Here is a 9,545-nt window from a genome sequence, read left to right as displayed (position 1 = left end):
TTGCCAGGGGCATGAATTTAACGGAAATGAAATTGAGAACCAAAATACCTTTCAGTGTATACAAATAATCTGCCTATTTATGCTTATATTTTCGTTATGTTATACACGTTTATGCCCATGTGCTTAATAAACTCACGCTAGCATTTACAATACTAAGTTGACATTCTTTGTCAAGGTTTTTCTATATTTGTCGTCACTTTTTCAAGGTTCTGGCAGTGCTATGCTCTGGGAAAAATCAGCGTCTAAACTTTTCAGCTATTCGTTTAATAGCATTACCTTTGAGGAGGAAACAAAAACTGATAAGAGCTTGCCAGTACGTAACAAACGACACTTGACTGATAATTCGTTAAAGGGGATCATCTTTTTTTCCTTGCCTATCAGGTTTGATTAGGGAATTATAGGATCAATCAAATATTAAACGTTGGGGAAACATAAAAGGAGGCAAGTATATAAGAATGAAATTTTTTAAGGTATTGTTGATATCAGCCGTTGCCCTTCTGTTTTTAAATCAGGCGGTTTTGGCTGGTCAGGAGGCTGTCTCTGAAACCGATATGGGAGAGAAGCTGGTGCGCCAGTTGTGGGCCGGTATGAAGAAAACAGACATGAAGAGTGTCGAAAAGAAGATTGCCGAGGGATTTCAGTCAGTGCATCAGGACGGTGCCAATAACCGCATGGAGGAAATAGAACTTATTAAAAACCTCAAGCTCGGCGAATATACTCTGTCCAACTTTCATGTGACCCGGAACGGACCGGTCATTGTTGCCACCTACTTTGTTTCTGTGGAGGAGACAATTAAAGGCAGGCGGCTGACAAAGAAGCCGGCGCCAAGGCTTAGTGTCTTTCTGAAGACTGACGATGGCTGGAAGTGGATTGCACATGCCAATCTCAAGCCATTAGGTTCTAAGGAAAAGTAAAGAATCTACCGTAAAAAAGAAGGGGTAGCCGCAAATGGCTACCCCTTTAATTTTCATGGTGGGTCAGGGCAACATTGAACTGCCGACACCCGGGTTTTAAGTCCGGAAAAGCAAGTTCTTATCACTATTTGACTTTCTTGTCGAAGTGGCGTGCCAGGTCAACGGCCTCCCAGCCTGATGTGCCGAGCGTTTTTACCCAGAGTTTAAGACTTTTCGGAACAAAGATCGTTTCATAGATGTTGTGTGACCTTTGAGCCCCACCCTTGTCGTAAGGCGTATCAAGAACCTTCATCATTACCTTCACGCTGAACTTGCCCTTGTATTTTTCGCCAAGCGCAAGAAGATTGGCACGGCGAGAAAACGTTTGAAATATGTCTCCCGGAGGTGGGGCGATCCACCAGGACGGATCGACGAAATGATTGGTTGAAACCAAAAGTCCCGGTTTATCCTCACCCCTGCGCTTTATGCCGAATGTGGGCCATTCGTACGAATAAGCAACATTTTCGTCCGCGACATTGAGGAGAATAGCGACCGCCGGCTTAGAGGAAAACATCGCTGCGTCGAGTTGGGTCATATCGGACGAATTGAAGAGAAAACCAAGGATCTGTATAAAATTCAGTATCCTGTTTTCCGTAATTATGTTTCCACCCGATGGAGTGCCGTCATTAACCTCTGCAAAAAGCCCACTCCGGTTCATCACCGTGACGGCTTCAATACCGCCCAGGAACCCCACCGTTGCGGTCGGGACACTGCCGTCAGTGGGGTTATAGATCGCCACCGTCACAAAGTCAGCGAATTTGTTGAAGAGCTCGGGATAATCGAAGTGTCGCCCCGTAATCATCGTCCCGTCCGCCGAGTAATCGCCCCATGTCGCGATAAAGGAACAATGCACAGCATCTCCCATAATATGAGCCAAGGTGACAAGCTCATTTAAGATAAGCAGTTTTTCAAGCTCCATGCCGGATGTTTCCGCAATCCCGTAAAAAATCTCCCTAAAGCGCTGCGGACACCTTGAAAAAATCTCTGCTGCCACATATTTCCCCAATTTGTAGTCGAGGTGTTTTTCCTTTACGAGGCCATCAACAATAGCCAGCTTGTAAAACTTTTTGAGATCATCCTTCAGCAGATGCCCATACTGCCTTCCCATCTGGCGAAAATTGCCGTGAAGCTCGACAACGTTAAATTTCCCGGCCTTGTAAAGCAAGCCTCCATCATACTTTGCAATCGGTTTAAGGGCCGGCTCTCCAGCCACCGCCTGCGTTTTTCCAAACGCCACGCAGACCAGCAGAAGCATGCTCAAAATCAAAACGCTTCTTATTCTTATTTTCACGTTGACTCCTCCTTTTTGCTTCATGTTTGCAACCAATATATCTTGTCCTCCCCTTGTGTCACGAACGGGTAAGCTGAAGCTCCGGATCAATCTCTATTTTAAATTTATTAGTCTTAACTATGGGTCTGACGTTTTTTTTCTCTTTTTTTAGCGTAACAATCCCGTAAGCCTGCATTGTTTTTAAGGTACGTGACAGATTGCTGCTTTTCCGGCCTGTAAGAAACTCCAGCTCCTTCAGCGACCGTGGTTTGTTTTCTATGATTTTATCCAGAAGTTCCCGGTTCTCCTCGCTCAACACCTGTGCAAGAGATTTAATAGACTCAAACCAGACTTTCGGTTCTCCGGATTTCTGCTTATACTCACCTTTGGCAATCGCTACTGTTCTCTCACGATATTCTTCTTTCGGCATAATGCCGATTTTTAAAGCCTTTATCATTTCTATCACCCTTTCATATTATTACTTATTTCTTTCATCTTTCTTTTATTTCATCGACCGCATCCCAGAAATCTTCCAGTAATTGAACTGCACTGTTGTATTCGTATGGAACCACCTTTTCTCGCTCGTGTTTATGATCCCACGTTACTTTCCGGGCTCCGTATTTCTTCTTCCTCGGTTTGTAGCCATGGGCGTTGTCAAATCCTAACACTCGCACGTTCTTGTTATCATGAAGTGTCAAAGAGCATTGTATTCCATGCGGAATATGCTTGCTTGGCTCAACCCGTCTGACTTCGAATTTTATCCAGTAGCCGTCTTCAAAATTATAACATTCACCATCAAAATTCAGCAGGACTTCCAGTGAATTGTTTCTACTTGGATATTTTTCTTTTGTCATTGTGCCACTATAGTTATCATCAAATGATAATCATGTCAAGGTTCAAAGTCGAATTAGTCCATAAAGGGGTCGTCTATTGGCTATATGGGGGGAGGGAATGGATAGATGTTTTGCCACTGCACGCAACAAGCCGATATATGGCCGGCAAAGATCAATCTGTGCGGTTATATCTTTTTATCATCTGATATAGACAGGGTTGGAAAATATCCAGGGGCGGTATTTTCCGAAATGTTTGAGATATACTTCAATCCGGTACACACCTTTTTTCCTTATCTCGTATTCCTTCACCCTCCCGACCGCCTCACCAAATGGAACACCGTCTCTGACGACACAGATTTTCCCCTTCTCGGGGATTTCAACCCTGAGGAAGGCCTTCCCGTCGAGGAGGAATTCATCCCCCATTGTGGCCCGTTTTTCCCTATCGGCAACAATAAACGAAAACCCTTTCGCCTCGCAGAAGTATTCGAGCGCCGCATAGGCACGCCCGCCCTTAAGGGCAGTCAGAAGCGCCTCCTGATCTTTTCTGTTATCCTTTACCAGAGGCGACTCCGTCAAAAGATGCGTCCGGACAAACTTGAAGGCCCTTGAGAAGGGGAAAACTGAAAATCCCAGGCCGAGGACTTTTTCCAGATTGTCGTGATTGTCAAGCTCTCCAATGCCCACAACCTTCGAATTCCGGTTGAGTCTGTCCCACCGGTCCAGGGTAGCCCTTTTGGGACCTCTAAGGACATAGGCTGGGAACAGGTAACCGATCAAGCCACTCAGATATCCCCTCAGGAAAAACTGCCAGTCCGTCATGAAGTCCCATATACCAATTCCCGTATAACCGGATACCGTCCAGGCCAGCCAGGGATAATGTTTCACGTGAAACATTTCCGTCCCCTGGTGATCAGGATGGCTGATGAACCCGATTCCCCCCTGTTTTCTGACGGTATCTATATATATCTGCGGATCACCCACATCATCTTTACCGACAACTGTAGGTTCATCGATGCCGAAAGCGATATAGTGATTGAAGCGGGGGGTAATCTCCTCCCCCACGATAAGCAGGACATCTCCATGCCAGCCTTCGAGTCCCCTCTTTTTTGCCTCAAGGGTCGAATGGTCGGTAAGCATCAGAAAATCGATGTTGTTCTCTCCGGCCGCCTTGACAATTTCAGCTATGGAAGCACGGCCGTCATAGGAATACTCCGAGTGGAAATGGATAATGCCCGTATAGTCATATAATTTCAGCATGACAAAAATGATATTTTAAAAATATGGAGGCGGGGCTAAAGCCCTGCACTACTAAGAAAGGTTTGCATAATACCCATATTGTCATTGCGGTGAGCCGAAGCCCCGAGCGTAGAGAAGGGGGCATGCGAAGCAATCTGAGATCTTTGCATAATGCCACATTGTCATTGCGAACAAAGTGAAGCAATCTCACAAGATGTTGATAATTCATAAGATTGCCACGTCGCTTCGCTCCTCGCAATGACCAAAATTACAGTTCCGCAAAGCTCTCGCAATCTATAGCTCCATGTAATCATAATAGATTGCCACGTCGCCCTGCTCCTCGCAATGACCAGAAAAATAGGTCTCACTAAGGGCAAGAAAAAAGTGTCGCTACCAGGTTATATGGCAGCTATAAAGGGCTGCGCTCCATGTGTGCCAAGGTTTTCACCGGGGGATTTGTGAAATATTTTCAAAGGATGCTTTTTCCGCTTTCGGAAACGATTCTGTCTATCTCCATTTGCAGTTCTTCGGGAAGTCCTTCCATCTTAACGTTAAGAAAACCCCTTACAATAAGGGCGGTTGCATCCTCTTCGCTCAGACCACGTGCCATAAGATATTCTATCTGATCCTGGGATATTTTTCCTACCGCCGCTTCATGAGACATCTCCACACCGGCAACCCTTCCATCAAGTTCAGGAATGGCACGAATCGACCCCTCTTCCGAAAGCATCAATCCATTGCACTCAAGGTGGGCCTTTACTCCCGGTTTGTGTCCTATCAGCTGTCCACGCGCTATGATGTTCCCCCCGGTAGAAATAGTTCTTGATATGATCTCGGCCCTGGTGCCGGCTGCTTCTAAAGAAACTTTCCCCCCTACATCGAGCTCTGATCCTTTTGTCGCAACCAGAATGCTGTTTATCCGCGCTACAGCACCCTCCCCCAAAAGCCTGACAGCGGGATACATTTGCACAGACCTGACAGTTTTCATACAGACGTAATTCGACAGGAACGTCGCCCCCTCTTCCACCATAACAACCGTTCTCGGCCTGACTTCAACCTCTTCCCCCCAGTTATGTATCATGGTAAAGGTAAGCGTGGCTCCCTTTTTTACGTAAATTTCCGAGACACCTATATGCAGACCTCTTCCGAGATGGGGTGCTGTCGTGCATCCTGTAATAATATGAAGCTCCGACCCTTCCTCCGCAATGATCATGTTGTGAACATTCTGGGCAATCCCCTCTTCACCCATGTAAAGACAGGCCTGCACAGGGAAAGTCGCCTTAACTCCAGGTTTTACCCTGACAAAATAGCCATTGTTAAAATTTAGCTCCGCTCGGGCAGTATATTTATCTGTTCCAACATCAACAGCCTTCCACCAGTAATCTTTAAGGCCGTCATATTTTTCAAGGGCCTCGGCCATGGGAAGCAGTTCAACGCCTTCCTGGCCTACGGAGCAATGAACCGGTGAATGATCCATCAGCAAAAAACTGCCTGATCTTTCTTCCCCTGAAGTTACGATTCCCACCTCTGCAAAATTTTTTCTTTCTTCTTCAGAAAAACCTGCCATTTCAGGATTGTATTCGTGAACCGATGAATCTTTCTTAAAACTGGAGAGGTCAATATCAGCTCCGTATAATGCCTTCTTGTCTGCTGCAGCTTCTGCTCTTTCCCTTATCTTTGACACCTTACACACTCCTCATAGCCGGATTTCTGTATCATCTGAAACATCTCTCTTGGGTTGCCTTCACACCTCATTTTCCCATCAAGCAAAACATGTCCTTTATCTGCCTCAAGATAATTGAGTATGAGGCCCGTATGTGTAATAACCAGCCCTGACCTTGTCCGATGCTTTCGAAGATGCTTCTCAAGAAGATTTTTTATTACCTTCCCGATCACCTTAATATTCTCTATGTCTACGCCTGATTCCGGTTCGTCAAGCAGAACTAAATCCGAATTCTGGGACACGAGCTGTAGAAGTTCGGATTTTTTTATCTCTCCTCCTGAAAATCCAAGGTTTACATCCCTGTCCAGAAACTCTGAGACATTCAAGCTCTCAGCTATATCCTCTGTGGCCTTACCATTCTTATTAATTATTTCAACAAGGTCTCTCGTCTTTACCCCGGAGATGGTAGGAGGTCTTTGAAAAGACATGCCGATCCCCATCTTGGCTCTCTCATTAATCGGAAGATTGGATATGTCGTTTCCCTTGAAAAAGATATTACCTTTTGTGATTTTATATCCGGACATTCCCATAATCGCCATCAACAGCGATGTCTTTCCCGACCCGTTTTTCCCAAAAAGGACATGGGTTTCACCGTGATCAATCTCAAGATTGATATTATGGAGCAGTTCTTTGCCCTGGACTTCAACACTTAAATTCCTTATTTCTAACAACATTTTGAACCTCCGTGTAACTTATCAAGTACCAAAGGCACAGAGGCACTAAGTCACAACGATTATTTGGCTTACACTTTATTGATCAAAACTAACGAGCTCGCCTGCGATTGAAGCTCCCCGCAGCAAGCTGCGGGGAGTGCGCTCGCTGTTCAATTCAATCACTCGACTAACTTAATGATATTGATTCCATATTCTCAAGCGGACAACCTTCACAACGAGGGGCTTTCCTGCAGAAATGCTTGCCCGTGTTTACGAAAAGTGCATGATACTGATTAAATAGCCGAACACTGTTGGGAATGCTATTCATAAAAAGTTTTTGAATCTCCCCATAGCTTAGCCCGCCATCAATGATTTTGTGCCTCTGTAAAATCCTGCGCGTGTATAAATCAACGACAAATATCGGTTTGTTCCCTGCATAGAGGAGTATGCTGTCCGCTGTTTCTTCTCCGATCCCATTAACATCTAACATTTTTGCTCTCAGGGTCCAGAGGTTTTCCTCAAACATCTTCTCCAGATTCAATGCATATTCCCGGCGCAGAAACTGGAGGAATGCCTTCAACCTTTTTGTCTTTACATTATAATAGCCGGAAGATTTAATCAGTCCCGCTAAAATACCGTCTTCTATATCAATAAGTTTTTCAGGATAAAGAAATCCTTTTGATTTCAAGTTACTTATGGCAATTTTTACATTCTCCCAGCTTGTGTTCTGGGTCAGTATCGCTCCGACAATTATCTCGAAGGGTGTCTCACCGGGCCACCAGCACAGGTCCCCAAAATACCTGTCCAGTGTTTCATAAATATTCAACAAATATTTACTTGTATTCATAAAAGTAAACGGCTGCTATCGGCTTTAGCCGATAGCTTAAGGCACAAAGTAGCAGGGCTAAAGCTCTGCAAGGCTATCTATTCTATTAACTGAAATCAGTTAACTAACAAAATGAATGAAACCAATTGAACCAATAAAACTGTTCTGCTTTTCTCTTTGTGCCTCTGTCCCTCGTAACTGCTCATGCCTGAGTAGTTACTTACGAATAACAACAAAGAAAGACGTCCTGCCCCGTTTTATCAAAAGCATACAGCTGTCCTTTGCATCTTTTAGGGAAATGGCCTTTATATAATCCTCCATAGAAGAAATTTTAACCTTGTTTACCTGCAGAATAATATCTTGCGGTTTTACCCCTCCATCATCTGCAGGGCTTTCTCCCTGCACATGGGTAACGATGACCCCGTTTTCTTCGGAAAGACCAAGGTGGGCGGCAATCTCCGGTGTAATTTCCTGAACCGTCATTCCAAAATATTCCTTCATTTCTCCAGCTTTGGCCAATTTTTCGCTCTTTTCACGTTCCGCTACCACGATCTGCAGGACTTTTTCTTTCCCGTTGCTCAAAATCTTCAGTTCAACCTTTTTCCCAACGGAAAGAGTCGCTACAATCCTCAACAGCTCATGGGTGTCTTTTATCTTCTTCCCGCCAACCTCAAGTATAATATCGCCAGTCTTTACTCCTGCCCTGTCTGCAGGGTCCCCTTTGAACACATCATTCACCAGGACCCCTTTAGCATCTTTAAGCCCGAGGTTTTTCGCAATATCTTCCGTAATCTCCTGCACGGAAACCCCAAGCCATCCTCGTACGACCTTCCCTTTCGTTTTAAGGTCGGTCAAAATCCCTTTAGCCATATTTATGGGTATGGCAAAACCTATTCCCTGCCCACGAGCAATCATTGCCGTATTGATTCCCACGACCTTCCCTTGCAGATTAAAAAGTGGGCCTCCGCTGTTCCCAGGATTTATAGAGGCATCCGTCTGGATAAAATTATCATAGGGACCTGAACCGATAACCCGCCCCTTGGCACTGACAATCCCGGCGGTCACCGTATGCTCAAGACCGAAGGGATTTCCTATTGCAATAACCCAGTCGCCTACCCTTAAGTTGTCTGAGTCACCAAAACTAACTACAGGCAGGCTACCTGTCGGTTTTATCTTTATCAGGGCTATATCGGTCTTGGCATCTTTACCTTTCACTTCGGCATCGTATTCCTTACCATCGGAAAGTTTTACCTTTATCTTGTCGGCTTTCTCAACAACATGATTATTCGTAAATATATAGCCGTCATTGCTGATTATAAAACCGGATCCGAGACTCTTCTGTTTAAATTCCTTCTCCGGGATGTCTCCAAAAAACTTCTTGAAAAATTCGTCTCCCCCGAAAAACCTATCAAAAGGAAATTCCTCTCCGAAAGGAGACATAAATTTCTGCATGGCACCACTCTTGATAACCTTTGTAGTGCTGATATTAACCACAGCAGGTTTTAGCTTCTCGGCCAAATCAGCAAAGGAGTCGGGTGGCCTTATAGCTTCTGCCACCGAAGCTGCAAGCGCATCATCCACGTAAGTTCCTTTAAATACTGGCGAAAACCGTACAGTTCCGACCATGGAAACAACAAAAACCCCCATTAGAAAAACCAGTAAAACCGCAAAAAAGGTTTTTCTGCTTTTACTTTCTGCCTTTATTTTCATTTATATCCTCCAAAAAGTTTGAACTGAACAGCGAGTGCCTTCCCCGCTGCTTGCGGCGGGGTTAGCGAGCGAATAAAAATAAACATTTTCCTTAACAGCTCCACCATGCCGTTTTACGGCATTATAATTGGAAGTAACTTATGTTTTTAGCAAATTCGTTATTTCTGGTAAATATTAACAACTTATAGCGCATTTGCAAATTTAAGTTACTTGGAAGTCGGAGTTTCCCCGCAACTTGTTGCGGGGAGCTTCAATATGCCCGCAGTAAACTACTGTCGTGTCAATCAAGAAATGTCATTTCGACCGCAGGGAGAAATCTAAGATTTCTCAGTCGTGAAGAC

Annotated in this window: 9 protein-coding genes; 1 reads left to right on the top strand and 8 read right to left on the bottom strand. The window is 44.7% G+C overall.

Translation table 11 applies throughout. From position 1 onward, the window contains the following. The first annotated feature begins 455 nt into the window (after positions 1–455). Positions 456–914 (top strand): nuclear transport factor 2 family protein, encoded by a 459-nt coding sequence (locus Q7J27_01445; GenBank protein ID MDO9527803.1) that lies wholly within the window; start codon positions 456–458, stop codon positions 912–914. Positions 915–1,038: 124 nt separating this feature from the next. On the opposite strand, the gene Q7J27_01440 is transcribed toward Q7J27_01445, so the two are convergent. The 8 genes from Q7J27_01440 to Q7J27_01405 all read right to left on the bottom strand — a co-directional run bounded on the left by Q7J27_01440 (position 1,039) and on the right by Q7J27_01405 (position 9,204). Further along, positions 1,039–2,244 (bottom strand): C45 family peptidase, encoded by a 1,206-nt coding sequence (locus tag Q7J27_01440; protein ID MDO9527802.1) that lies wholly within the window; start codon positions 2,242–2,244, stop codon positions 1,039–1,041. 58 nt (positions 2,245–2,302) lie between these two features. Then, positions 2,303–2,680, bottom strand: a complete 378-nt coding sequence (locus Q7J27_01435) for a transcriptional regulator (GenBank protein MDO9527801.1) — start codon at positions 2,678–2,680, stop codon at positions 2,303–2,305. Between the two features lie 34 nt (positions 2,681–2,714). After that, complete coding sequence (locus Q7J27_01430) at positions 2,715–3,077, bottom strand: DUF6516 family protein (GenBank protein ID MDO9527800.1); 363 nt, start codon at positions 3,075–3,077, stop codon at positions 2,715–2,717. Between the two features lie 177 nt (positions 3,078–3,254). Continuing rightward, positions 3,255–4,313 carry a CehA/McbA family metallohydrolase gene (locus tag Q7J27_01425; protein ID MDO9527799.1) on the bottom strand — a complete coding sequence of 353 codons (1,059 nt, stop codon included), beginning with the start codon at positions 4,311–4,313 and terminating at the stop codon, positions 3,255–3,257. Positions 4,314–4,761: 448 nt separating this feature from the next. Then, positions 4,762–5,976 (bottom strand): SufD family Fe-S cluster assembly protein, encoded by a 1,215-nt coding sequence (locus Q7J27_01420; protein MDO9527798.1) that lies wholly within the window; start codon positions 5,974–5,976, stop codon positions 4,762–4,764. Continuing rightward, positions 5,964–6,689 carry an ABC transporter ATP-binding protein gene (locus Q7J27_01415; GenBank protein ID MDO9527797.1) on the bottom strand — a complete coding sequence of 242 codons (726 nt, stop codon included), beginning with the start codon at positions 6,687–6,689 and terminating at the stop codon, positions 5,964–5,966. The genes Q7J27_01420 and Q7J27_01415 overlap by 13 nt, the downstream gene beginning before the upstream one ends. Before the next feature lie 166 nt (positions 6,690–6,855). Further along, positions 6,856–7,515, bottom strand: coding sequence for a hypothetical protein (locus Q7J27_01410; GenBank protein MDO9527796.1), 660 nt, complete (start codon positions 7,513–7,515; stop codon positions 6,856–6,858). 195 nt (positions 7,516–7,710) lie between these two features. Continuing rightward, positions 7,711–9,204, bottom strand: a complete 1,494-nt coding sequence (locus Q7J27_01405) for a DegQ family serine endoprotease (protein ID MDO9527795.1) — start codon at positions 9,202–9,204, stop codon at positions 7,711–7,713. Between the last annotated feature and the right edge of the window lie 341 nt (positions 9,205–9,545).

The organism is Syntrophales bacterium (assembly GCA_030655775.1).
In the GTDB taxonomy this organism is placed as follows: domain Bacteria; phylum Desulfobacterota; class Syntrophia; order Syntrophales; family JADFWA01; genus JAUSPI01.
The sequence above is the reverse complement of the archived record's forward strand: the minus strand, read 5'-3'. Positions and strand labels throughout refer to the sequence as shown.

What these genes read in the sequence shown, in the direction of transcription:
- Q7J27_01445 (MDO9527803.1), top strand. Translation starts at nt 456, where the DNA reads ATGAAATTTTTTAAGGTATTGTTGATATCAGCCGTTGCCCTTCTGTTT.
- Q7J27_01435 (MDO9527801.1), bottom strand. Translation starts at nt 2,680, where the DNA reads ATGATAAAGGCTTTAAAAATCGGCATTATGCCGAAAGAAGAATATCGT.
- Q7J27_01430 (MDO9527800.1), bottom strand. Translation starts at nt 3,077, where the DNA reads ATGACAAAAGAAAAATATCCAAGTAGAAACAATTCACTGGAAGTCCTG.
- Q7J27_01425 (MDO9527799.1), bottom strand. Translation starts at nt 4,313, where the DNA reads ATGCTGAAATTATATGACTATACGGGCATTATCCATTTCCACTCGGAG.
- Q7J27_01415 (MDO9527797.1), bottom strand. Translation starts at nt 6,689, where the DNA reads ATGTTGTTAGAAATAAGGAATTTAAGTGTTGAAGTCCAGGGCAAAGAA.
- Q7J27_01410 (MDO9527796.1), bottom strand. Translation starts at nt 7,515, where the DNA reads ATGAATACAAGTAAATATTTGTTGAATATTTATGAAACACTGGACAGG.
- Q7J27_01405 (MDO9527795.1), bottom strand. Translation starts at nt 9,204, where the DNA reads ATGAAAATAAAGGCAGAAAGTAAAAGCAGAAAAACCTTTTTTGCGGTT.